This window comes from Amycolatopsis nalaikhensis, from assembly GCF_030264295.1.
GTDB classification, from domain to species: Bacteria; Actinomycetota; Actinomycetes; order Mycobacteriales; family Pseudonocardiaceae; genus Amycolatopsis; species Amycolatopsis nalaikhensis.
In genome coordinates this window covers 8,961,045-8,982,791 of sequence record NZ_CP127173.1, presented here as the reverse complement: position 1 = coordinate 8,982,791, position 21,747 = coordinate 8,961,045, and the positions used below count along the sequence as shown (strand labels likewise).

Genomic DNA, 21,747 nt, shown 5'->3' with positions numbered 1-21,747 from the left:
GCGCGGGGTGGGGTTGAGCACAGTGTGCTGAAGATCAGGCTGGGCGTCGCGCCCGCGGCGGGGACGGGTCCGGCCGAGTTCGCCGGGCTGGCGCGGCGGCTGGAGGAAGCGGGCGTCGACTCTCTGTGGCTGTCGGAGCTGGTCTATTCGCCCGAGGTCGACCCGATGATCGGCATGGCGCACGCGCTGGCGCGGACGTCTCGGCTCAAGGTCGGCACGGGGGTGGCGATCCTGCCCGGCCGGCATCCGGTGCTGGTGGCCAAGCAGTTGCTGACATTGGCCGGTCTGGCGCCGAAGAGAGTGTTGCCGGTGTTCGGGCTCCGCCCGGCCCGCACCGCCGAGCACGACTTGTTCCCGGTGCCACCGGGCCGCCGGGCGGCGGTGTTCGACGAGTCGCTGGTGCTCCTGCGGCGGTTGCTCGAAGAGGATTCAGTGTCGTTCTCCGGGGCGTTTTTCGAGGTCTCCGAGGTTTCGCTGGGGCCGCGTCCGGCGAAGAGGCTGGACGTCTGGCTGGGCGGGTCGGCCCCGGCGGCGTTGCGCCGGACCGGGCGTCTCGCGGACGGCTGGCTGGGGAGTTTCCACACGCCGTCGCAGGCGCGGGAAGCCCGGCTCGCGATCCAGCAGGCCGCGGCCGAGGCGGGGCGGGAGATCGAAGAGGACCACTTCGGGTTGAGCCTGGTGGTGGCGGATCGCGGGGTCCCGGACGAGCTGGCGGCGGTGGCCGCGCGGCGTCGTCCTGGGGTGCCGGTGTCCGATCTGGTGGCGACCAGCTGGGCCGAGGCGCGGCGGCTGGTGGAGCAGCACATCGAGGCCGGGCTGTCGAAGTTCGTGATCCGGCCGGGGCACGGGGACTTCGAGGGGTTCCTGGAGAAGTTCCAGGCCGAGCTCGTGCCGCTGCAGAATTAGAACTCCAGCGGTTCCGCCTTCCGCGGCATGAGCAGCAACGCGACCACCGAAACCGCAGCCACGACGAGCAGCCCCACGAACACGTAGTGCGTAGCGTCGCTCAAAGCCCCACGCACGAAAGTAGCCACCGGCGAATCGTCCGTGTGCCCGCCCAGCACCAGGCTCGTCGCGTCCACCGACGGCGGTAGGTGCCCGGCCACCGAAGCCGGGGGATTGGCGAACCGCGAAGCCAGCGTCGCGTTGGCGATCGCGCCGAACACCGCCGCTCCCACCGCGCTCCCCAAGGACCTGCTGAACAGGTTCGTCGCCGTCACGACTCCGCGGCGGTCCCAGCCCACCACCGACTGGACCGCCACCAGTGTCGGGCTCGACGTCAGGCCCAGGCCCAGCCCCAGGACGAACGCCGCGAACGCCGCCGACCAGAGGGATGACCTCGCGTCGAGCAACGCCACCAGTACTCCGCCCGTGATCACGAACACGCTGCCGATCAGCGCCGTGTCGCGGAAGCCGATGCGCAGGTAGATCTTGCCCGCCAGGGACGCCGACAGGGGCCAGCCCACCGTCAGCGCCGCCACCGCGAACCCGGCCGCCAGCGCTCCCGCGCCGAGCACTCCCTGCGCGTACGTCGGCAGGTACGACGTCAGCCCCATCAGGACCGCGCCCACCACCACCGCCAGCAGGTTGCCGCCCACCAGGATGCGGCGGGTGAACACCCACAGCGGCAGCACCGGCTCCGCCGCGCGCTTCTCCACCAGCACGAACGCCACCAGCAGCGCCGCGCCCGCGACGAAGATCGCCACGCTCGGCAGCGAGCCCCACGCCCACGCCACGCCGCCCTCCAGCAGGCCCAGGATCACCAGGGAACAGCCGACCGTCAGCAGCGCCGCGCCGGTGTAGTCCACCTTGTGCGCCTTGCGCTCCACCCGCTCGGCGAAGTTGCGGTACAGCATCAGCGCGGCGATCGCGCCCAGCGGCAGGTTGATGAAGAAGATCCACCGCCAGTCCAGGTACTCCGCGAACACGCCGCCCAGCGTCGGGCCGACCACCGACGCCATGCCCCAGACGCTCGCGACGTAGCCCTGCACCCTGGCGCGCTCCTCCACCGTGTAGAGGTCGCCGATCACCGTCATCGACATCGGCTGGATCGCGCCCGCGCCGATGCCCTGCACCGCGCGCGCCGCGATCAGCACCGGCATGCTCCACGCCGCCCCGCACAGCACCGAGCCCACCAGGAACGCCGCGATCCCGAAGAACATCACCGGGCGGCGGCCCAGGACGTCGGCGAACTTGCCGTACAGCGGCACCGTGACGGCCTGGGTGAGCAGGTAGATCGAGAACAGCCACGGAAACTGCGAAAACCCGCCGAGGTCGCGCACCACGCTCGGCACGGCGGTCGCGATGATCGTGCTGTCCAGGGCGACCAGGCCGGTGCTCAGCATGACCGCGATCAGCACCGGGCCGCGTTCCGACCGGAAACCGACCCCCTTCACGCTGGTGGCGGCGGGTGTCGTCATCGGCGCGGCGCTCCTCGGGGCGGTCATGACCGGGGTCAACTACTTTGCAGCCCTAAGCATTCCATCCCGCGGCGCGCGACCCCAGCGTTTTTCCGTCACAGTGCTCTTCGCGCAAGATGGGTCGGATGAGCAACTGGATCCGGCCGATCGAGCGGGGCTGGGTGGTCCGCGACGCGGTGCCCGGCCCCGACGTCGACGAGTTCGCCGAGCCCGACCGCGTCGTCGCCGCGCTGGCCGCGCCCGGCGCCGCGGACAGCCTGCTGGCCGTGCAGCACCCCGCCCGCACCCCCGCGGCGCTCGCGCGCGGCCTCGACCTGGCCGCGGCCGTGCCGGTCGCGCGGGCCGTGCTCGAACGGCTCCGCAAGCGGTTCTACCGGCCGGTGCGGGAGATCGTCGCGCCCTACCGGATCGAGGGGCCGGACGGCGTCGCGCTGGGGCTGCTCTGCCTGGTCGACCCGGCCGCGGTGACCGACGAGGGCGCCGCGCGGGTCCGGCACACCGAGGACGTCTACCCCGACGTCGTGGCCGAGCGGGCCGCGGTGCTGGCCGGGCTCGGCTGCGCGACCAGCGCGGCGCTGCTGGTCCCGGCGACCGGCGGTGAGCGGCTGACCGCCGAGGTCGAGCAAGCGTGCGCGGGCCTCGGCCTGCCCGATCTGTCCACTTCGGACGCGGCCGGGCGGCGGCACGACCTGTGGGTGGTGCCCGCCGGGCCGTTGCAGGACCGGCTGCTGGCCGCGGTCGACGGCGCCGACCTGCTGGTCGCCGACGGCAACCACCGCGTCGCCGCGGCCGCGGCGGCCGGGCACGGCGCACTGCTGGCCCTGGTCACGGCCGGGCCGAAGCTGCGGATCGGCGCGATCCACCGGGTCCTCACCGGCACCGGCCTCGGCCCGGAAGACCTGGTGGAACGCTGGTCCGCGGCCGGCCTGGACGTCCGCTACGACGAGCACGCCGTCCCGGTCACCGGCGAGGCCGTGGTGCGGGCGGGCTCGGCGGTGCTGCGGATCCCGCTGCCGGTGCCGAAGGACCCGTGGCCGGTGATCGACCACGAGATCGTCGAGCGGGTGCTGTTCGCCGACGCGCTCGGCGTCGACCCCGACGGGCCGTGCGTCCGCCCCCTCCCGGCGGGCCGCCCGCTGCCACCGGACGCGGACGCGGTGGTCATGCTCGCGCCGGTGACCTACGCCGACGTCCTCGCGGTGCACGCGGCCGGACGGCGGATGCCCCGCAAGGCCACCTACTTCACGCCGAAGCCGCGCAGCGGGCTGGTGCTGGCGGATCTCCGGTGAGCGTCAGCCGAGCCGCTCGGCCAGGAAGGCGAGGATTTCGTCCCGGGCCCGCACCGTGGGGTGGCCGTCCTCGTCGACGAGGTGCGCGGTGACGACGCTGTGCGGCGTCCCGACGGTGTCGCGGAAGAACGGGGGCGGGTTCGTGTTCGCGGAGCCGCCGGGGAGGACACGGCCGTCGAAGGCGTCGCCTAGGAGTGCCTGGTAGGCGGCGAAGCGCTGCCCGGTGCACCAGCGGTCGTTGTCGAAGCGGTAGGCGAGCACCTTCAGGCCGTCGCGCTTCACGCGGTCGCTGATCGCGCGCGCGTCCTCGTCGCCGAGTTCCAGTCCGGCGGGGTCGTCCAGTGGCAAGGACGGGTGGTTTACCACGGGCGCGACGACCGCGGGCTCGAGGGCCATGGTGAGGGCGAAGTTGCCGGTGAAGCACAGGCCGATCACCCCGACACCCGGACCGCCGCATTCGGCGTGGGCCTGGCGCGCGAGGCCCCGCAGCCAGGCGGTGACGGGGCTGGTGCCGCCGCCGGCGAAGGCCCGGAACTCGGCGCTGACGCACGTGCGGCGGACGACTTCCGCCCCGCCCTCGGCCGTGGGGTAGGCGCCGTCGACCCCGAAGAGCGACGGGACGAAGACGGTGAAGCCCGCGTCGCGCACCCACCGCGCGAGCCGGAGGACGTCGGGGCTGATGCCGGGCATCTCCGGCAGCACCACGACCGCCGGCCCGGTTCCCGCGACGTAGACCTTCTTCACCACCCCGTCTACTTCCGCCTCGCGGTGGGAGAAGTCGGTGATCGCATCGTCCAGCTGTTCGTTCATGCCGCCAGCGTCGCCGGAGGTGGCTGCGGCGGGCGATAGGCCGGATCGCCGGATTTCGGGGTAATCTCGCCACATGCGGGTTGCAGGCGCGACACCACCGGAGCAACCCCGCCCCTTGTCCTCGTCGCTAACCGGCGGTCGGCAACGCAAGCCAGGCACGAGATCACCAGACCTCCCCCGCCCCTCGTCCTCGCCGCTCTTCAGTCGACGGTTGAGCTTGTCAAGGCACGCTTTCCCGCCTTGACAAGGTCGACCGGCGGCTGAACACTCCGCGAGGAGGGGTGGGGGATGTCGGGCCCGTATCTCTAAAAACATGTCCTCGCCGGACGGGCAGGCTCTGGGATGGCCGGGGCTTCGTAGACTTGTTGCGTTCTCGAGGTGGGCCGCGAGGTGGTCATCCCGTCGCCTGATTGAGGCCTATCACTTTGAGCCAGGCCCGCAAGCTTCCGTAGCTAACTCGCGTTCTGCGGGTAGTTGCGGGCCTGGCTCAAAGTGATTTATCCGGCCTCAGGCGACGGGATGACCACCCCGCTCCTTTTTGGGTTGGTCACCCGGACGTGTTGTGTTGCGGTGCCACGCCGAGAGGAGACGAACATGACTGCGCTGCGGGTCGGCGTCCTGGCCTACCCGGGCTGCTTCGCGTCCGAGGTGTTCGGCGTGCCCGACCTCCTGACGATGGCGACGCACGTCGCCGGTCCCGGCCAGGCCGGGTACGAGGTGTCGGTCGTTTCGCCGCGTCGTCGCGTCGCCGCCGCGGGTGGTGCGGTGCTGTCCGTCTCGCCGCTGCGCGAGGTCGACGTCCTGGTCGTGCCGGGGTTCGCGCTGGTGCCGGGCTCCGACGTGGACGCGAAGCTCGCGTCGCTCGCCCCCGAACTCGCCGCGATCCGCGCGCACGCCGCCGCGGGCAACGTCGTCGTCTCGATCTGCGTGGGGGCGTTCCTGCTCGCCGAGGCCGGGCTGCTGCACGGACGTCAGGCCACGACGGCGTGGCTCTTCGCGGAGGAGCTGGCTCGACGCTGCCCCGGCGCCGACGTCCGGCCCGAGCGGCTGGTCGTCACCGACTCGGGAGTGACGACGACGGCGGCCTTCAGCGCCATGTACGACTTCGCGCTGGAGCTGATCCGCGAACACAGCGGTGCCCGCGTGGCCCGGACGACCGCGCGCCTGGCCCTCGTCGACGACGCGCGAGCGTCGCAGAGCCCCTACGTCGACGCGCGCCTTCTTCCGCAGCCCGGGAACGAATTCTCCCGCCGCGTGATGCGACGGCTCGACCAGAACCTCGCCGCCCGGTACGACCTCGCCGCGTTGGCCGGTTCCTTCAACGTCAGCACCCGGACGTTGCTGCGGCGTTTCGCCGACGAGACCGGCCGGAGCCCGCTCGCTCACCTGCAGTCGTCGCGCGTCCGCCGGGCCCGGCACCTCCTCGAAACGACGGACCGGACCGTCGCGAGCATCGCCGCCGCGGTCGGGTACCGGGACGCGGGCACCTTCACCGCCCTCTTCGCCAAGCACACGGGACAACGCCCCCGCGACTACCGCGCGGCGTTCCGGCGTGGTGCCACTACTGCGAGTCCCACCAGGACAGCACGCGGGTCGCGTGGAGCGTGAGCCACTTCGACGGCTGCCCGGCGGGGACGTCCACTTCGAACCAGACGCGCCCGGCGTCGGTCCGCTGCTGCAGCCACGTGCCGTCGGGTTGCCGGGCCGCGCGGATCACCCCGACCGCCTCGGCCAGGCGCGGGTCGGGCCGGTCCGCGTCGCGGAAGTACGAAGCCGCGTTGAGCACGTCGTAGCGCCACCGGAACGGGTAACCGAACTCGCGCACCCACGGCGCGATCGGCTCGCCCGTCGACAACCGGCGGAACAGCCCGCGCTCCAGCAGGTACTCCTCACCGGCGCGGCGGGCCTCGCGCGTTTCCGGCGTGCCGCCCGTCGCGGTTTCGTGCGCCAGCAAGCCTTTCAAGGCGTTGAGTGTCGAGTGGACGGACGAGCGCGTCGACCCTTCGACCCACTCGCAGTTCCAGCCACCGTCGGGCAGGCGGTGGCTCACGAACCAGTCGGCGATCCCGGTGACGTCCGCGCCGAGCCAGACGCCGTTGGCCAGCGTCCAGGCGTTGATGCAGCAGTCGACTTCGCCGCCCCAGTAAGGCAGGTCGTCGTACTCCCAGCGGCTGTTCCGCGCCAGCAGCTCGGCCGTGCCGCGCAGGACGCTCGCGTCCAGGCCCCACTCGCGCAGGGCGTTCAACGACCACGTCGTCGCCGTCCACGGCTGGTCCTCGCCGCCGCGGAAGCCCGCCGGGAAGAACGCGCCGCCCGCCCACTGGCCGTCCGGGTCCTGGTGCGCGAGCAGCCGCGCGCCGAACCCCTCCGTGGCGATCCGGGCGCGCGTCGCTTCCCACACCGACGGGGGCTCACCCGCCAGGTCGCGCTCGACCTGCCAGCGCAGGGCCGGATCGGAGTCGCGCAACCAGGCGAGTGAGTCCATCAGGCCCCCGTGACGCCGTCGATGGCTTCGCGCAGGAAGTCCGCGTGGCCGTTGTGCCGGGCGTACTCGTGGATCATGTGGAGCATGACCAGGCGCAGGGAGACGTCTTCGCCCCAGCGCGCCTGGTAACCGGTGACGTCGAGGGACTCGGCCGCCTCCTCGATCTTGCGTGACTGCTCGACCTCGGCCTGCCACGCCTCGAAGGCTTCGGCGCGCGTCGACGAGCTGGCGTCGTAAGCGGCCTGGAAGTCCCCTTCGGGTGACCACCGCAGCGGGATGTCCTCGCCGTTGATCACCCGCCGGAACCAGGTGCGCTCGACCTCGGCCATGTGCCGGACCAGGCCGAGCAGGGAGAGCGTCGACGGCGGGCTCGAGGCCCGGCGCAGGTCCTCGTCGGACAGTCCGTCGCACTTCATCGCGAGGGTGGCGCGGTGGAAGTCGAGGAAGGTGCGCAGCATTTCGCGCTCGCCGCCGGTCAGCGGCGGGGCGGGGCGTTCGGTGGTCACGAAGGAGTGTGTAGCACGACCGGCGCTGTCTTCATCAAGGAATTGTCGTACCCGTGTTTTAAGCTCGCGCGGTGGACTTGCCCGTGATGCCGCCGGTGCGGCCGATGCTCGCCAAGGCCGTGCACGCCGTCCCGCACGAGCCGGGGCTGCTGTACGAGCCGAAGTGGGACGGTTTCCGCTGCGTCGTGTTCCGCGACGGCGACGAGATCGAGCTCGGCTCCCGCAACGACCGCCCGCTGACCCGCTACTTCCCGGAGCTGGTGGACCTGCTGGCCGCCGCGCTGCCGCCGCGGTGCGTCGTGGACGGCGAGATCGTGCTGGTCACCCCGGCGGGGCTCGACTTCGAGGCGCTGCAGCTGCGGCTGCACCCGGCGGCCTCGCGCGTGCGCAAGCTCGCCGAGGAGACGCCGGCCAGCTTCATCGCCTTCGACCTGCTCGCCCTCGGCAACACCGACCTCACCGAGGCGCCGTTCCGGGAGCGGCGCAGGCAGCTGGAAAGCATCCTGCGGACCGACGCCGAGGGACTTCAGCGCGTCCACCTGACCCCGCTCAGCGACGACCCCGTGCAGGCCGAGGACTGGTTCACCCGGTTCGAGGGCGCGGGCTTCGACGGCGTCATGGCCAAGCCCGCCGACCTGCCGTACGAGCAGGACAAGCGGGTCATGCTCAAGGTCAAGCACGAGCGCACGGCGGACTGCGTCGTCACCGGGTTCCGGTGGCACAAGGACGGCGCTGGCGTCGGGTCGCTGCTGCTCGGCCTGTTCGACGACGAGGGCGTGCTGCACCACGTCGGCGTCGCGAGCAGTTTCACGAAGGCGCGGCGGGCGGAGCTGGTGGAGGAGCTGGCGCCGTTGCGCGAAAACGCTCTCGAAAACCACCCGTGGCGCACCTGGGCCGAGTACGAACCGGACCCGGGCCGCAAGCCGGGCGCGATGAGCCGGTGGGCGCCGGACAAGGACCTGTCGTGGGAGCCGCTGCGCCCGGAGTGGGTCGCGGAGGTCCGCTACGAGCACCTGCAGGGCGGCCGGTTCCGGCACGGCGGGCGGCTGGTCCGGTTCCGGCCCGACCGCACGCCGGAGTCGTGCACGTACGCCCAGCTCGACGAGGCACCTCCCGCCGAGCTCGCGAAGCTGTTCGGGGAGGCGCGGTGAGCGAGGCGGTGCTGCTCGACGTCGACGGCGTCGAGGTCAAGATCAGCAGCCCGGACAAGGTGTACTTCCCGGAACGCGGCGAGACGAAGCTCGACCTCGTCGAGTACTACCGGGCGGTGGCCGGGCCGCTGCTGGCCCGGCTCGGCGGGCGCCCGCTGCTGCTGGAGCGCTACCCGGACGGCGCGGGCGGCAAGAACTGGTACCAGAAACGGGCGCCGAAGGGCGCGCCGCCGTGGCTGACCACCACCGTCGTCTCGACGCCGAACGGCACGACGAGCGACGCGCTGGTCGCGAAGGACCTGGCGCACATCCTGTGGGCGGTGAACCTCGGCTGCCTCGGCTTCCACGTCTGGCCCTACCGCGCCGACACGCCCGAGGTCACCGACGAGCTGCGCGTCGACCTCGACCCGTCGCCCGGGATCGGCTTCGACGAGCTGCGCGAGGCCGCCGTGCTGACCAGGGAGTTCCTGGCCGAGCTCGGCATCGAAGGCCACCTGAAGACGTCCGGTTCGCGCGGGCTGCACCTCTACGTGATGCTCGAACCGCGCTGGGACGGCTTCCAGGTGCGGGCCGCGGCGGTCGCGCTGGCGCGGGCCCTCGAACGGCGGCACCCGGCGAAGATCACCGCGCAGTGGTGGAAGGAAGAGCGCGGCTCGCGCGTCTTCGTCGACTTCAACCAGAACGCGCCGCACAAGACGGTGTTCGGCACGTGGTGCGTGCGCCCGCGCGTCGGCGGCCAGGTGTCGACGCCGATCGGCTGGGACGAGCTGGACGGGGTGGAGCCGGATGCGTTCACGTTGAGCACGGTCCCGGCGCGCCTCGCCGAGCGCGGCGACCCGTGGGCGGGGGCGGGGGAGCGGCCGCAGTCGATCGAGCCGCTGCTGGAGATGTCGGCGGCGGACATGGCGAACGGGCTGATGGACGCGCCGTGGCCGCCGGTGTACCCGAAGATGCCGAACGAGCCGCCGCGCGTGGCGCCGAGCCGCGCGAAGAAGGAGTGACGTGGCCACGGTCGCCGAGTGCCCGCCGGACGACGGGCTGCTGCTCGCCTTGATGGCGGCGATGACGGCCGAGCTGATCGTGGTGTACGACCTGCCCCCGGACGCCCAGCCGGCACCGCTGGACCGGGGCAGCCGCTACCTGCTGGCCCGCGACGGCGAGCGGGCGATCGGCTGCTGCGCGGTCGAGCCGGTGGCCCCGGGGTTGTACGAGCTGAAGCGGATGTTCGTGGCGCCCGGTGTCCGCGGCACGGGTGTGTCGAGCGCACTGGTGGCGGAATCGGAGCGGCTGGCCCGCCGCCAAGGCGGCGTGCGGATGCGCCTGGAGACGGGCGTACGCCAGCCCGCGGCGATGCGCCTGTACGAACGGGCGGGGTTCCGTCGGGTGCCGAACTTCCCGCCGCACGAAGCCGACCCGGAATCTGTTTGCTACGAGAAGCGGCTTGCGTAGCCGGTCGTGAGTGTTTAGGGCGGGGTGGATTCAAGCTGTTGTCGCAACAGGCTCCGGCCCGGACAGTAGCATCGCGAGGCGTTCGGCTGGGGTGTCCCAGCCGAGCGTCTTGCGCGGACGGCCGTTGAGTTCGGCCGCGACTTTCGCCAGCTCGGCTGGGGTGTGCACCGATAGGTCGGTGCCGGTGGGGAAGTACTGGCGCAGCAGCCCGTTGGTGTTCTCGTTCGACCCTCGTTGCCAGGGCGAGTGCGGGTCGCAGAAGTAGATCGCCATCTCGGTGGCCATGGTGATCCGCGCGTGCTGGGCCATTTCGGTGCCCTGGTCCCAGGTCAGGGACCGGCGCAGCTCCTGCGGCAGTCGCCGGATCACGGTGATCATTTCCTGGGCGACCGCGGCGGCGTCTTTGCCGCCGGGCAGGTGCAGCAGCAGGCAGAACCGGGTGCTGCGCTCGACCAGGGTCCCGATCACCGAACGGCTGTCTTTGCCGACGATCAGGTCGCTTTCCCAGTGTCCGGGGACGGCCCGGTCGGCGGCTTCGGCGGGCCGGTCGGAGATCGGGACCATCCCGGCGATCCTGCCCTGACGGGTCCGGCGCCCGTCGGGGGTGCGCTGCGGTCTGCGGATCGCTCGTCCGGTGCGCAGGCACGCGGCCAGCTCCCGTCGCAGCTCGCCCCGGCCTTGGACGTAGAGGGCCTGGTAGATCGTTTCGTGGCTCACGTGCATCCTCGGCTGGTCGGGGAAGTCCCGTTTCAGCCTGGCAGCGATCTGCTCCGGAGACCACCGCGCGGTCAGGTCCTGCCGGACCCGCTGGTGCAGGTCCGGGTTCGTGGCCAGTTTCGTGGGTTTCGGTCGTGTCGCGCGTTGCTCGGCGGCGTGCTGGGCGGTGCTGGCCCGATAGCGTCCACCTCTGGTGCTGTTGCGGTCCAGTTCCCGCCCGATGGTGGACCGGTGCCGGCCCAGCCGGCGGGCGATCTCCGCCCGTGGCAGGTCCTGGGCGTGCAGGACCATGATCTCTTCCCGCTCGGCCAGCGAGAGATAGCGGCCCGAGCAGGCTCGCGGCGTGTTGCTGATCACGCCTCCAGCCTGCTCGAACAATCGTCTCCCGCTGGCCCGCGACACACCCGCAGCAGCTGCGGCCCGCTCCACCGGCACACCCGCCCGGACCTGATCCCAGAACGCCACCCGAACATCCCGGGACAACCACCGACGCCGCTTTCCAGCCACGACAACACCTCCCACAACAGGTGTTGCGACGACCACCAGAACCCAAGCGGTTCTAACCGCCCTAAACACTCACGACAACTCGAGCCGCGCTACAGGTGCAGGTCGAGGGAGAGCTGGCCCCTGTCCTCGTCCGCTGTCGCCGCGCGGATCCCGGCCGGGGGCGCGGGCAGCGTCGCCACGCACGCCGGGCACGGGGCCACTTCGGACTCCGTCAGGTCCACCGGCTTCCAGCTGCGGGACTCGCGCTCGCCGCACGCCGAACGCCGGTAGCGGAGGTCGCCCGAGCGGGTCATCAGGTGCGCCAGCGGGACTTCTTCGGGCAGCACGCCGACCAGGTACCAGCGTGGTGCGCTCACCGCGGTGGTCGTCATGGCCGCCAGTCTCCGTCGCGGCGGGCCGGACCCCGTGACATTTGCCGATCGTCGGCGTGGCGGGCCTCAGGCCTCGTCGGGCAGATAACGCAGGATGTGCAGCAACCCGCGCTCGTCGACCGCCGACGGGTCCGGGGCCACGCACCCGCCCAGATCCGCCAGCACCGCGTCGGCGTCGAGGCCCGCGCCGATCAGGACCAGCTCCGTGCGATGGGGCGCGCCCTTCGGCCACGGCGAGCGGTCGAGCTGCACGAACCCGCCGACCGTGTGCAGGTGGAAGCGCGAGCCCGCGTTGAAGTCGGCCTGGCCCTTCATCCGGTAGAGCCCGGCCGGGCGGCGCTCGAGGAACTCGACGAACGCCCGGGGCGCCAGCGGCGTTTCCGCGGTGAACGTCACAGTCTCGTACGCCGCGTGCAGGTGGTCCGCGTGGTCGTGGTCGTCCTCGCGCAGGTCGTCGAACGACAGCTGGCCGACGCGCTCGCCGCGGGGCTCGGGGTCGAAGAACAGCCGCGGGTCGACGCGCCCGTGGGACGTCACCAGCAGCGGACGGCCCGGGGCCAGCTCCTCGACCGTCGCCGTCACCTTCGCCAGCTCCTCGGGCGACACCCGGTCGGCCTTGTTCAGCACCACCAGGTCGGCCAGCCGCAGGTGGTCGGCCAGCTCCGGGTGGCGTTCGCGGGCCGCCTCGAACTCGGCCGCGTCCACCACCTCGGCGAGCCCGCCGTAGCGGATGTCCGGGTTCTCGCTCGCGATCATCAGCCGGATCAGGTCGCGGGGCTCGGCGATGCCGCTCGCCTCCACCACGATCACGTCGATGCCCGCCTCCGCCGACGACAACCGCCCGAGCATCGCGTCCAGCCCGCTCGCGTCGACCGCGCAGCAGAGGCACCCGTTGCCGAGCGAGACCATCGTGTCGACCTGCCCGGCGACGGCCAGCGCGTCGACGTTCACGCTGCCGAAGTCGTTGACCACCACGCCGACCCGGGCGCCCTCGCGGTTGGCGAGCAGGTGGTTCAGCAGCGTCGTCTTGCCCGCGCCGAGGAACCCGGCGACGAGGACCACGGGGATCCGGCTCACGAAACGTCCTCCCTCCGATCACCTCGACTCTAACCACGGCGCGCTTACCCCGGTGACGGGCCCCGGAGAAGACCGTTCGGCGAAAACCCTCGAACAGCCCAGCGGGAAAGGATCACGCCGACCGGATACGGCGTCGTGATCGATTCCCGGGAAATGCGCTGCGCCATGTCCGGATAACGGATCGTAGCAGTTCTTTTTTCGCGTTTCCGCTGGCGGCGACGCCATTCGGAGATCGTCCGCGAGCCGGGCACCGACCGGGGGAGTGCGTGGCGCGAATCGTGGGGTACTCTGCCCGGCCTGGCCGAACACGCTGGTATCACCGGAGTTTCCGGACAGGTGACGAGCGGAGGAACAGTGGACCTTTCCGTCGGGACGCAAACCACGATTTCGGAGAGTAGGACGGCGCGATGACGGTTACGCCCGAGCGGGTGACGTCCGCGCTGCCGATCTCTCACCAGCGCGTATCGGGGGAACAAACGGTCAATTCCGCGGAAGCCGAGGAATTCCTGGACCTGATGTTCGCCGAAGGCGCCGCCGAGGACGGTGTCCGGCTCGACGCGCGGCTGGCGCGGGTCCGCGCGGAAATCGCCGAAACGGGCACCTACCGGCACACCCCGGCCGAGCTGGCGTTCGGCGCGCGCGTCGCGTGGCGGAACTCGGCCCGCTGCATCGGCAGGCTGTACTGGCGGAGCCTGCGCGTCCGCGACCGGCGCCGGGTCACCGACCCCGCCGCGATCGCCGGCGAGTGCGTTGCCCACCTCCGCCAGGCCACCCGCGACGGGCGGATCCGGCCGACGATCACCGTCTTCGCGCCGGACACCCCGGCCGGACCCGGTCCGCGCATCCGCAACGAGCAGCTGATCCGCTACGCCGGCTACCGCCTCGACGACGGCTCGGTGCTCGGCGACCCGCGCACCGCCGGGTTCACCGAACGGGTGCGAAGACTCGGCTGGCGGCCCCCGGAACGCCGGGGGTCGTTCGACGTCCTCCCGCTGCTGGTCGAGGCGAGCCCGGGCGAGCCGCGGTTGTTCACCCTGCCGCCGGACGCCGTGCTCGAGGTCCCGCTGACCCACCCCGACCACCGCTGGTTCGCCGGGCTCGGCCTGCGCTGGCACGCCGTGCCCGCGATCAGCAACATGCCGCTGGAGATCGGCGGTGTCACCTACTCCGCCGCGCCGTTCAACGGCTGGTACCTCGGCACCGAGATCGGCGCCCGGAACCTGGCCGACGAACAGCGCTACGACCTGCTGCCGGTGATCGCCGAGCTGATGGGCCTGGACACGACGTCCGAGCGCACGCTGTGGCGCGACCGGGCGCTGGTCGAGCTGACCCTGGCCGTCCAGCACTCGTTCGACGCGGCCGGGGTCACGATGGCCGACCACCACACCGAGTCGCGGCGGTTCCTGTCCCACCTGGACCGCGAGGAACGCGCGGGGCGGTCGTGCCCGGCGGACTGGAGCTGGATCGTGCCGCCGCTGTCCGGTGGCCAGACCGCGGTGTTCCACCGCTACTACGACGCACCCGACCCCGCGCGGCGGCCGGCGTTCCTGCCGCCCGGCTGACACGGGCGGACCAGCGTGGAAGCGCCCGTTCGGCGGATCGTGGCGGCCCCGCGGGGCCGTTTCGCCCGCGGGCGCGGAGAATGGACCCATGCCCGCAGTCCTCGTCGCCTACGCCGGACGTCACGGTGGGACCCGGCAGATCGCCGAGGTCATCGCCGCCGAGCTCGGCGAGTCCGGCCTGAGCGTGGACGTGCGCGACGCCGCGGACGTCGCGGGGGTCGACGACTACGCCGCGGTCATCGTCGGCAGCGCCCTCTACTACCACCGCTGGCGCCCGGAGGCCGTCCGGCTGCTGGAGCGCAATGCCCGTGCCCTCGCCGAGCGTCCGGTTTGGTTGTTCCACAGCGGACCGTGCGGGCCGGGGGCGGCGACGCACCAGGTCAGCCTGCCGGCGAACGTGGCGCTGCTGGCCGCGCGCATCGACGCCGAGCGCACCGCCACCTTCGGCGGCAAGCTCGACCCGGCGACCGTGCGCGGCCTGATCCCGCGCCTGATGGCGTCCGGGCGGCGGGCAGGCGACTTCCGCGACTGGGACCGGATCAAGGCGTGGGCGCGTGACGTCGGCCGGCGCGTCCGGACCCGCGTCGCGCTCTGATCGCTCTTGCCCGCACGCGGTGGTGGGTGCTACACCGTCCTGGGGGTCTTCCGGTGAGAAACCGACGGGACGGGGCGAACGTGACGGATCGGCAGACGGCGGGCACTCCGGCCAAGAAAGCGCTTACCCCCGATCAGCGCAACAGTTTCCTCGCCGCACTGCTCGGCTGGAGCATGGACTCGTTCGACTACTTCCTCGTCGTGTTCGTGCTGGCGGACATCGCGAAGGACAAGTCGTTCGGCGCGACCGCGACGCAGCTGGCGTTCATCACCACGGCGACGCTGGTCATGCGCCCGGTCGGCGCCCTGCTGTTCGGCCTGTGGGCCGACCGCGTGGGACGGCGGATCCCGCTGATGGCCGACGTCCTGCTGTACTCGGTGGCCGGGCTGCTGTGCGCGTTCGCCCCGAACTTCACCGTGCTGCTGGTGCTGCGGTTCGTCTACGGCATCGGCATGGGCGGCGAGTGGGGGCTGGGCGCGGCGCTGGCGATGGAGAAGATCCCGGTGGCGCGCCGCGGGTTCTTCTCCGGCCTGCTGCAGGTCGGCTATTCGATCGGGTACCTGCTGGCCGCGCTCGCGTACCTGCTGTTCCACTCGGTGCTCGACCTGCAGTGGCGCTGGATCTTCGTGCTGAGCATCTTCCCGGCGCTGATCACGCTGCTGATCCGGGCGCGCGTGCGCGAGTCGGAGGTGTGGGAGAGCGCGCGGGAGAAGCTGCGCGTGACGCGGACGTCGGTCAAGGACATCCTGCTCAACCCCAAGGTGATCCGCCGCTTCGGCTACCTCATCCTGCTGATGACGGCGTTCAACTGGATGAGCCACGGCACCCAGGACGTCTACCCGAGCTTCCTCAAGGCGCACGAGAACGGCGGGGCCGGGCTCAGCGCGTCGACGAGCACGTGGATCGCGGTGCTGTACAACGTCGGCGCGATCATCGGCGGGCTGACGTTCGGCACGCTGTCCGAACGGCTGGGCCGCCGCCGCACGATCGTCACGGCGGCGGTGCTCGGCCTGCCGGTGATCCCGATCTTCGCGTTCGACCACGGGGCCGGGATGCTCGCGCTGGGCTCGTTCCTGATGCAGGTGATGGTGCAGGGCGCGTGGGGCGTGATCCCGGCGCACCTGACCGAGATGTCGCCGGACGCGATCCGCGGCTTCTACCCGGGTGTCACCTACCAGCTCGGGAACCTGCTGGCCGCGCTGAACCTGCCGATCCAGCAGGCGATCGCGGAGTCCCACGGGTACACCTCCGCTCTGGTGTGGACGGTGGTGCCGGGGCTCGTGGTGGTCGCGGTGCTGACCGCGATCGGCAAGGAGGCCAAGGGAATCCGCTTCGGCGAGTCGGCGGTCGCGACGGCGCCGACGGGCACGCGGTAGCTCACCGGGCGCGGTCCGCTGGGCTGAAGGGCCCTTTCCTCGCATCAGATGCGAGGAAAGGACCCTTCAGCGCGTCAGATGAGATGAACGTCCCCTTCAGCGCGCCCGGGTCCCGGCGGCGAGGAAGAACGGGACGGCCACGAACAGCCGGTCCTCGCGGGCCCGGGCCGTCTGCTCGTCGAGCCAGGCGCCCTCGCCGCCGAGGTTGACCAGCAATGGCAAGGCACCCTCGCCGGTCCAGACGATCGTGTGCACCTCGACCGTGACGTCGGTGAACCCGTTGTCCAGCAGGAGGTTCCGGTACCGGCGGGCGATCCGCGGGTGCGGCATGCCGTCCGCGCGGGCGTGGACGAGCGCGCGGGTGCGCGCGGCGTCGTCCGAGTCGATGACGAACGTGTCCCAGTCCTGGCCGACGAGCACCGCGCGGCCGCCGTCGGCCAGGACCCGGTGGGCCTCGGCGACTGCCGCGGCGGGCTCGGCGAGGGCATGCAGGACCTTGTCGGCGCGGTAGCCGGTGACCGAGCCGTCCGCCAGGGGCAGCGCGGTCGCGTCGGCGACGTGGAACTCGGCGCCCGGCCAGCGTTCGGCGGCGAGTCGGACCATGGCCGGGTCGGCGTCGACCCCGACGGCCGCGACCCCGCGGGCGGCCAGCTCGCCGACGACCCGCCCACCGCCGCAGCCGACGTCGACGACCGTGCCGCCGAGTCCGGCGTAGGTGTGTTCCCGCAGGGCACGGGCCTGGGGGAGGGCGTCGTAGGCGTCGAGGAGGTTCAGCATCGTGGACATGTCCGCCATGCTGCGACTTAATGGTGACATGAAGTCAATCGGCGAAGTGGCCGCGCGCTTCGGGCTGCCCACGCACGTGCTGCGGCACTGGGAGGCGGAAGGCCTGCTGTCCCCGGCGCGCGTGGGCGACCGGCGCCGCTACGCCGACGAGGACGTCCAGCGGGTCGCGGCGATCCTGGTCTCGAAGGAGGCGGGCTTCGGGCTCGCGGACATCCGGGCGATGCTGGCCGCGCGGACCGCGCCGGAACGCACCGAGGTGATCGCGCGCCACCGCGAGGAGCTGCTGGCCCGGATCGCCCGCGCGCAAGCCGCGCTCGAGATGCTCGAGGGCGACTGCCCGCACGACGACATCATGACCTGCCCGCACTTCCGGGGGCTGCTGGCCGAAGTCACGGCGTGACGAGCCCGGCTTCGTAGGCGAAGATCGTCAGCTGGACGCGGTTGCTCACGTCGAGCTTCGCGAACGTGCGGGTGATGTGCGTCTTCACCGTGGCCTCGCTGAGGAACAGCTCCGCGGCGATGTCCGCGTTCGGCTTGCCCCGGGCGACCGCCGTGACGATCTCGCGTTCGCGGCCGCTGAGCAGTTCCAGCTTGCCCTGCGCCCGGGCGCGCCGCGGGTTGGCGCGGGCCGCGACGAACTGGCCGATCAGCTGTTTCGTCGTGCGCGGCGACAGCATCGCGTCGCCGTTGGCCACCACCCGCACGCCTTCGATGATCTCCTGCGGTGAACCCTCCTTGAGCAGGAAGCCGCTCGCGCCGGCGGCGAGCGCTTCGAACACGTACTCGTCGAGGTCGAACGTCGTCAGGATCAGCACCTTCGGCGGCCGCGGCTGGGCCAGCACCGCCGCAGTCGCGGCGAGGCCGTTCATCCGGCGCATCCGGATGTCCATGATCACGACGTCCGGTGCGTGCCGCGCGACCTGCTGGACCGCCTCGTCGCCGTCACCGGCTTCGCCGACCACGGAAATGTCGTTCGTGCTGCCGAGGATCATCGACAGCCCGGTGCGGACCAGCGGGTCGTCGTCGACGAGCAGTACGCGCACGCTCACCCGCCCATGCTAGGGCGCGGGTGCCGCCCACGGCAGCCAGGCCCGCAGCGCGAACGCCCGCTCGCCGTCCGGGCCCGCGGTGAGCGTGCCGCCGAGCAGGGAGATCCGCTCGGTGACGCCGGTCAGCCCGGTGCCGGACCCGGGCGAGGGCACCGGGTGCGGCGGCAGCGGGTTGACGACCTCGAGCACCAGCCCGGCGCCGGGACCGCCGCGCACACTGACGTCCGCGGGCGCGCCCGGCGCGTGCCGGAGCACGTTCGTGAGCGCCTCCTGCAGGATGCGGTAGGCGGCGGTGCCGAGCGGGGCGGGTGCCGAGCCCGCGTGGTCGAGCAGGATGGTGACGTTGACCGGAAGCCCGGCCTGCCGCGCGCCGGTGACGAGGTCGGGGATGTCGGCCAGGGTCGGCTGGGGCGGTTCGGCGGGGCCGCCGGGCGCCCGGTCGGCGAAGCCCGCGCCGCGCAGCACGCCGATCACCTGGCGCAGGTCGTCGAGCGACTGCCGGGCGGTGGTCCGCACGGTCTTGGCCGCCTCGGCGGCGTCCGGCGTCGTGGCCGTGGTGACCTCCAACGCGCCCGCCTGCAGGGAAAGCAGCGACAGGCGGTGCCCGAGGACGTCGTGCATCTCGCGCGCGATCCGCGCCTGCTCCTCGCGGCGCGCCATCTGGTCGCGCAGCGCTTCCTGCTCGGCGATCCGGCGGCGCGTCTCGGCCAGGCTGTGCCGCACGATCCCGACGGTGAGCGGGATCCCGGTGAACAGCAGTGCGGTGAGGACGACCCCGGTGAGCTTGGCGCCGGTCGTCTCGGTCGACATCCAGGCCTCGGCGAGCGACACCTCGGGGTAGCGGCTCGCGTCGTGCCAGACCGCGAGCCCGGTGGCGGCGAACGTGAGCGTCGCCGCGCTCCAGCGCCACCAGCCGACGTACTGGGTGGTCAGCGCGGCGAGCGCGATCAGCGCGGCCATCGAGTCGCCGGTCAGCAGCAGCGGCGGCACCAGCGCGATCCCGGTGACCAGCAGCGGCCAGCGGTGCCGCCAGACCAGCATGACCGACGCGCCGATCCCGGCGAACCAGCCGAGCAGGCCCAGCGCCGACAGCACCGTGTCCGGCACACCGGGCACCGAACTGTCCAGTGCGACGTTGACGGTGCTGCTCAGCACGCCCGCCGCGACCGCGAGCACGGTGCACACCACCCGAAGCACGGACCGTCCCATGGGGGAGAGCGTACGAGGCGGTCCGTCAGCCCTTCCGCTCGTCCACCCCGCCGCCGGTGACGACTTTCGTCGTACGCGGTCGAGGCCCGCGGATGACGCGGGCCGGGCCGCCGCGCTGGTTTCCTGCTCGCCGTCCAGCAGAGGTGAAAGGAAAACCCCGATGACCGACTACACCCCGATCCAGCAGCAGTACCCGGCCCCGCAGGCCGCGCCGCCCCGCAACGGACTCGGCACGGCAGGGTTCGTCCTCGGTCTGGTCGGGCTGGTGTTCTCGCCGATCCCGTTCGTCGGGGTCGTGGCCTGGCCGCTGGTGGTGCTCGGCCTGATCCTGTCCGCGGTCGGCGTCGCGCGGGTGCGGGCCGGGAAGGCCACCAACAAGGGGCTGGCGATCGCCGGCGTCGTCGTGTCCGTGCTCGGCCTGGTGGTGAGCGTCCTGTGGGTGGTCGTCATCGGCAAGGCGATCAGCGACGTCAACGACCAGGCCACGCGGAAGTACACCATCGTCTACTCGGTGACCGGGGACGCGAAGACCGCCGACATCGACTACAGCACCTTCGAGCAGTCGACGTCGGTGCACAGCGAAACCGGCGCGGCCGTGCCGTGGACGAAGACGGTCGAGGCCACCGGCATCTACGTGGGCGCGTTCACCGCGACCACCGGCGAAGACGGCGGCACGGTGACGTGCAAGGTCGTCGTCGACGGCAAGGAGGTCAAGACGGCGACCGCGTCCGGGGAGTACGCGGTCGCCAGCTGCACCGGCTTCTGACGGAGGCGGGAGGAGCGGGTGGGACCCGGCCAGGGGGCGGGTCCCACCCGTGTTCGTCAGCCGCAGTGCTCGAACTCGCTGTTGTAGGCCTGGCCGTCGGCCGAGCCACCCCACTTCACGCACTTGTCCGCCGCGGCCGCGGAAACCGGACCGGCGAAGTAGGAGAACGCGCCGGAGTCGGTGATCCGCGACGAGCCCTGGACCTCCAGGTAGGCCGACGTCTGCGTGGCCTTCCCGGCGGACGTGCTCTTCATCGCGCTGACGCAGTTCTTGCCCGTGGAAGCGTTGTAGGACAGGTAAGCCGTGCCCGCCGTGCCGAGCGGGGCCGAGTCGATCACGCCGTAGCCGAGGCCGCAGGCGGGGGCGCCGAGCGCGGCGTCGGTGACGGTGGCGTAGCGGATCGTGTCGTTGGCGTGGTACTCCGGCCCGGCCTCGAACAGCACGCCGGCCGAGGTCTGGGACAGCTGCACCATGTCGGAGTAGGCGGCGTCCTGGCCCCAGACGAGCAGGCTGCCCGCGGTGCCGGTCCAGTTCGCGCCCTCGTCGAACGACGAGTGCACCCGCAGCTCCTTGCGGCGGTCGCAAGTGGACGGTGCGGCGAACAGCACCCGGTTGTACTTGCCGCCGGTGTCGGTGGCGCTCATGCGGGCCGTCGAGCCCTGGACGGTCGGCGCGACGAGGTCGGTGGCGAAGGCGAACTTCGAGCTGAACGTCTCGCCGCCGTCGGAGCTGATGGCGAAGGTGCGGTTGCGCGTACCGCCTTCCAGGCACTTGTTGTCGTCGTTGGCCTGGTTGCGCGCGGCCGCGTAGACCCGGCCGTCGAGCAGTTCGGTGACGCTGATCTCCTGCGGGTTGATCGCGGTGGTCGGCGAGTCGGTCGCGCCGCGGTGCCAGGTGACGCCCTGGTCGTCGCTGTAGATCACGGCGCCGGTGTTCTTGCCGCTGATCGTCCAGCTGATGCCGGCGACGAGCCGTCCGGCGTGCGCGCCGCGGGTGAGCACGATGCCGTGCGACGGGCCGGTGGCGAGCCAGCCGGGCGCGCTCGCGAAGCCCAGCTCCGTGGTCAGGACCTTCGGCGCGGCCCAGGTCTTGCCGTTGTCGTCGCTGATGGACACGCGCGGGATCCGGCCGCAGGAGGGGTTGGTGTAGCACTGCATGGTCGACAGCAGCACGATCCGGTTGCTGCCCGGGATGACGATCGGCGCCGGGTTGCCCTTGACGTCGCCGTACGCGGTGATGACGGTTTGCAGAGCACTCCACGTCTTGCCGTTGTCGGTCGAGCGCTTCATCACGAGGTCGATGGCGCCGAGGTCGTTGCAGAAGCTGGCGCCGCCGTTGCGGCCCTCGGCGAAGGCGAGCAGGTCGCCGTTGTTCGCCTTGACGATGGTGGGGATGCGGTAGCAGTCGTGGCCTTCGGTGTTCTTGGTGAACACCAACGTGCTGGCCACGTCCGCCTGCGCGGTGGCGGTGCCGACCGCCGCCGGGGCGGCGACGGCGGCGCACCCCAGCAGCCCGGCCAGCAGGCCTCGGGCGAGTCGGGTGATCTTCACGGGTACTCCCTGTGGATTCGTTCTACGTCCTACGTCTCGGCGGTAGCGTCGACGCGGCCCGTACAAGACCCG

22 protein-coding genes are annotated in these 21,747 nt (G+C 72.0%); 11 read left to right on the top strand and 11 right to left on the bottom strand.

All coding sequences use genetic code 11. The features are described 5' to 3' along the window. Window positions 1-24 precede the first annotated feature (24 nt). A complete protein-coding gene (locus tag QP939_RS43630; RefSeq protein WP_285452699.1) occupies window positions 25-906 on the top strand; it encodes a TIGR03854 family LLM class F420-dependent oxidoreductase in 882 nt (293 codons plus the stop codon). Here QP939_RS43630 and QP939_RS43625 read toward each other — a convergent pair. Beyond that, entirely contained in the window at window positions 903-2,420 is a 1,518-nt protein-coding gene (locus tag QP939_RS43625; protein WP_285452698.1) for an MDR family MFS transporter, read from the bottom strand. The two genes, QP939_RS43630 and QP939_RS43625, sit on opposite strands and share 4 nt — an antisense overlap. A 125-nt stretch (window positions 2,421-2,545) precedes the next feature. Between QP939_RS43625 and QP939_RS43620 the strand changes: the two genes are divergently transcribed. Further along, complete coding sequence (locus QP939_RS43620; protein WP_285452697.1) at window positions 2,546-3,709, top strand: DUF1015 family protein; 1,164 nt, start codon at window positions 2,546-2,548, stop codon at window positions 3,707-3,709. A 3-nt stretch (window positions 3,710-3,712) separates the two neighbouring features. Here the strand turns inward: QP939_RS43620 and QP939_RS43615 are convergent, their stop codons facing one another. Then, window positions 3,713-4,519, bottom strand: coding sequence for a dienelactone hydrolase family protein (locus QP939_RS43615; RefSeq protein ID WP_285452696.1), 807 nt, complete (start codon window positions 4,517-4,519; stop codon window positions 3,713-3,715). 594 nt (window positions 4,520-5,113) lie between these two features. Between QP939_RS43615 and QP939_RS43610 the strand changes: the two genes are divergently transcribed. Continuing rightward, window positions 5,114-6,127 (top strand): GlxA family transcriptional regulator, encoded by a 1,014-nt coding sequence (locus tag QP939_RS43610; RefSeq protein ID WP_285452695.1) that lies wholly within the window; start codon window positions 5,114-5,116, stop codon window positions 6,125-6,127. Here QP939_RS43610 and QP939_RS43605 read toward each other — a convergent pair. Both QP939_RS43605 and QP939_RS43600 read right to left on the bottom strand, forming a co-directional pair. Further along, complete coding sequence (locus QP939_RS43605) at window positions 6,081-7,004, bottom strand: prenyltransferase/squalene oxidase repeat-containing protein (protein WP_285452694.1); 924 nt, start codon at window positions 7,002-7,004, stop codon at window positions 6,081-6,083. The two genes, QP939_RS43610 and QP939_RS43605, sit on opposite strands and share 47 nt — an antisense overlap. Continuing rightward, window positions 7,004-7,510, bottom strand: coding sequence for a DinB family protein (locus tag QP939_RS43600; RefSeq protein WP_285452693.1), 507 nt, complete (start codon window positions 7,508-7,510; stop codon window positions 7,004-7,006). The genes QP939_RS43605 and QP939_RS43600 overlap by 1 nt, the downstream gene beginning before the upstream one ends. Before the next feature lie 71 nt (window positions 7,511-7,581). On the opposite strand from QP939_RS43600, the gene QP939_RS43595 reads away from it, so the two are divergent. From QP939_RS43595 to QP939_RS43585, 3 genes are read left to right on the top strand one after another with little or no spacing between them, the layout of a single operon-like run. Then, the gene (locus QP939_RS43595; protein WP_285452692.1) at window positions 7,582-8,661 is read left to right on the top strand and encodes an ATP-dependent DNA ligase; all 1,080 of its coding nucleotides are present in this window, start codon (window positions 7,582-7,584) and stop codon (window positions 8,659-8,661) included. Further along, entirely contained in the window at window positions 8,658-9,662 is a 1,005-nt protein-coding gene (ligD, locus tag QP939_RS43590; protein WP_285452691.1) for a non-homologous end-joining DNA ligase, read from the top strand. The genes QP939_RS43595 and ligD overlap by 4 nt, the downstream gene beginning before the upstream one ends. A 1-nt stretch (window position 9,663) precedes the next feature. After that, window positions 9,664-10,110, top strand: a complete 447-nt coding sequence (locus tag QP939_RS43585) for a GNAT family N-acetyltransferase (RefSeq protein ID WP_285452690.1) — start codon at window positions 9,664-9,666, stop codon at window positions 10,108-10,110. 30 nt (window positions 10,111-10,140) lie between these two features. Here QP939_RS43585 and QP939_RS43580 read toward each other — a convergent pair whose 3' ends face one another. The 3 genes from QP939_RS43580 to QP939_RS43570 all read right to left on the bottom strand — a co-directional run bounded on the left by QP939_RS43580 (window position 10,141) and on the right by QP939_RS43570 (window position 12,782). Then, a complete protein-coding gene (locus QP939_RS43580) occupies window positions 10,141-11,334 on the bottom strand; it encodes an IS30 family transposase (RefSeq protein WP_434219607.1) in 1,194 nt (397 codons plus the stop codon). Between the two features lie 89 nt (window positions 11,335-11,423). Then, window positions 11,424-11,705, bottom strand: coding sequence for a hypothetical protein (locus QP939_RS43575; protein WP_285452689.1), 282 nt, complete (start codon window positions 11,703-11,705; stop codon window positions 11,424-11,426). 66 nt (window positions 11,706-11,771) lie between these two features. After that, window positions 11,772-12,782 carry a CobW family GTP-binding protein gene (locus QP939_RS43570; protein WP_285452688.1) on the bottom strand — a complete coding sequence of 337 codons (1,011 nt, stop codon included), beginning with the start codon at window positions 12,780-12,782 and terminating at the stop codon, window positions 11,772-11,774. A gap of 407 nt (window positions 12,783-13,189) precedes the next feature. Between QP939_RS43570 and QP939_RS43565 the strand changes: the two genes are divergently transcribed. The 3 genes from QP939_RS43565 (at window position 13,190) to QP939_RS43555 (ending at window position 16,315) form a co-directional block, all read left to right on the top strand. Continuing rightward, entirely contained in the window at window positions 13,190-14,344 is a 1,155-nt protein-coding gene (locus QP939_RS43565; RefSeq protein ID WP_285452687.1) for a nitric oxide synthase oxygenase, read from the top strand. An 88-nt stretch (window positions 14,345-14,432) separates the two neighbouring features. After that, window positions 14,433-14,939, top strand: coding sequence for a flavodoxin domain-containing protein (locus QP939_RS43560; protein ID WP_285452686.1), 507 nt, complete (start codon window positions 14,433-14,435; stop codon window positions 14,937-14,939). 80 nt (window positions 14,940-15,019) lie between these two features. Beyond that, entirely contained in the window at window positions 15,020-16,315 is a 1,296-nt protein-coding gene (locus QP939_RS43555) for an MFS transporter (protein ID WP_285452685.1), read from the top strand. A 96-nt stretch (window positions 16,316-16,411) separates the two neighbouring features. On the opposite strand, the gene QP939_RS43550 is transcribed toward QP939_RS43555, so the two are convergent. Next, window positions 16,412-17,101, bottom strand: a complete 690-nt coding sequence (locus tag QP939_RS43550; protein WP_285452684.1) for a methyltransferase domain-containing protein — start codon at window positions 17,099-17,101, stop codon at window positions 16,412-16,414. A 28-nt stretch (window positions 17,102-17,129) separates the two neighbouring features. Between QP939_RS43550 and QP939_RS43545 the strand changes: the two genes are divergently transcribed. Then, entirely contained in the window at window positions 17,130-17,501 is a 372-nt protein-coding gene (locus QP939_RS43545; protein ID WP_285452683.1) for a helix-turn-helix domain-containing protein, read from the top strand. On the opposite strand, the gene QP939_RS43540 is transcribed toward QP939_RS43545, so the two are convergent. Together QP939_RS43540 and QP939_RS43535 are read right to left on the bottom strand one after the other, a co-directional pair. Continuing rightward, the gene (locus QP939_RS43540) at window positions 17,491-18,150 is read right to left on the bottom strand and encodes a response regulator transcription factor (RefSeq protein ID WP_285452682.1); all 660 of its coding nucleotides are present in this window, start codon (window positions 18,148-18,150) and stop codon (window positions 17,491-17,493) included. The genes QP939_RS43545 and QP939_RS43540 overlap by 11 nt on opposite strands. Before the next feature lie 9 nt (window positions 18,151-18,159). Beyond that, a complete protein-coding gene (locus QP939_RS43535) occupies window positions 18,160-19,359 on the bottom strand; it encodes a sensor histidine kinase (RefSeq protein ID WP_285452681.1) in 1,200 nt (399 codons plus the stop codon). 160 nt (window positions 19,360-19,519) lie between these two features. Here QP939_RS43535 and QP939_RS43530 point away from each other — a divergent pair, with 160 nt between their 5' ends. Next, the gene (locus QP939_RS43530) at window positions 19,520-20,125 is read left to right on the top strand and encodes an MmpS family transport accessory protein (RefSeq protein ID WP_285452680.1); all 606 of its coding nucleotides are present in this window, start codon (window positions 19,520-19,522) and stop codon (window positions 20,123-20,125) included. Window positions 20,126-20,181: 56 nt separating this feature from the next. On the opposite strand, the gene QP939_RS43525 is transcribed toward QP939_RS43530, so the two are convergent. Then, a complete protein-coding gene (locus QP939_RS43525) occupies window positions 20,182-21,675 on the bottom strand; it encodes a sialidase family protein (protein WP_285452679.1) in 1,494 nt (497 codons plus the stop codon). Window positions 21,676-21,747: the final 72 nt, after the last annotated feature.

What these genes read in the sequence shown, in the direction of transcription:
- QP939_RS43625 (WP_285452698.1), bottom strand. Translation starts at nt 2,420, where the DNA reads ATGACGACACCCGCCGCCACCAGCGTGAAGGGGGTCGGTTTCCGGTCG.
- QP939_RS43620 (WP_285452697.1), top strand. Translation starts at nt 2,546, where the DNA reads ATGAGCAACTGGATCCGGCCGATCGAGCGGGGCTGGGTGGTCCGCGAC.
- QP939_RS43615 (WP_285452696.1), bottom strand. Translation starts at nt 4,519, where the DNA reads ATGAACGAACAGCTGGACGATGCGATCACCGACTTCTCCCACCGCGAG.
- QP939_RS43610 (WP_285452695.1), top strand. Translation starts at nt 5,114, where the DNA reads ATGACTGCGCTGCGGGTCGGCGTCCTGGCCTACCCGGGCTGCTTCGCG.
- QP939_RS43605 (WP_285452694.1), bottom strand. Translation starts at nt 7,004, where the DNA reads ATGGACTCACTCGCCTGGTTGCGCGACTCCGATCCGGCCCTGCGCTGG.
- QP939_RS43575 (WP_285452689.1), bottom strand. Translation starts at nt 11,705, where the DNA reads ATGACGACCACCGCGGTGAGCGCACCACGCTGGTACCTGGTCGGCGTG.
- QP939_RS43565 (WP_285452687.1), top strand. Translation starts at nt 13,190, where the DNA reads ATGACGGTTACGCCCGAGCGGGTGACGTCCGCGCTGCCGATCTCTCAC.
- QP939_RS43560 (WP_285452686.1), top strand. Translation starts at nt 14,433, where the DNA reads ATGCCCGCAGTCCTCGTCGCCTACGCCGGACGTCACGGTGGGACCCGG.
- QP939_RS43550 (WP_285452684.1), bottom strand. Translation starts at nt 17,101, where the DNA reads ATGTCCACGATGCTGAACCTCCTCGACGCCTACGACGCCCTCCCCCAG.
- QP939_RS43545 (WP_285452683.1), top strand. Translation starts at nt 17,130, where the DNA reads ATGAAGTCAATCGGCGAAGTGGCCGCGCGCTTCGGGCTGCCCACGCAC.
- QP939_RS43535 (WP_285452681.1), bottom strand. Translation starts at nt 19,359, where the DNA reads ATGGGACGGTCCGTGCTTCGGGTGGTGTGCACCGTGCTCGCGGTCGCG.
- QP939_RS43530 (WP_285452680.1), top strand. Translation starts at nt 19,520, where the DNA reads ATGACCGACTACACCCCGATCCAGCAGCAGTACCCGGCCCCGCAGGCC.